The following is a 407-nucleotide window of genomic DNA, read 5'->3' as shown; positions in this document are numbered from 1 at the left end:
CGACGTGGTGTCCGCGAATCTCTCGGACGTGGACCGCTACACCCTGCTCAACGACCAAATGGCGGCCGCCCGGGGGGAGGATTTCGCCCTGGATATCGAGGGCGTCGAGCGATTGGTCTGCACCTCGCCCTCGATCGCCCCGGAGTCGGCCTGCACCTCGGTCCAGCTGCATCTCCAGGTGACACCGGCCCGGTTCGCCGACGTCTGGAACGCCGCGCAGGCGATCACCGGCGTCCAGATCGCGCTGGGCGCCAACGCCCCGTTCCTGTTCGGCAAGGAGCTGTGGCGCGAGTCCCGGCCGCCTCTGTTCCAGCAGGCCACCGACGTACGGCCGCCGGAGCTGGCGAACCAGGGCGTACGCCCCAGGACCTGGTTCGGGGAGCGCTGGATCGGCTCCGCGCACGAGC

1 pseudogene is annotated in these 407 nt (G+C 70.3%); it reads left to right on the top strand.

Annotation, left to right across the window (positions count from 1 at the left end):
* Positions 1-407 (top strand): annotated as a pseudogene (locus ACLZOT_RS50190) (glutamate--cysteine ligase); the annotation flags it as partial.

Source organism: Streptomyces sp. 4F14 (assembly GCF_048159485.1).
GTDB lineage: Bacteria > Actinomycetota > Actinomycetes > Streptomycetales > Streptomycetaceae > Streptomyces.
This window is presented reverse-complemented; position numbering and strand designations above follow the sequence as displayed.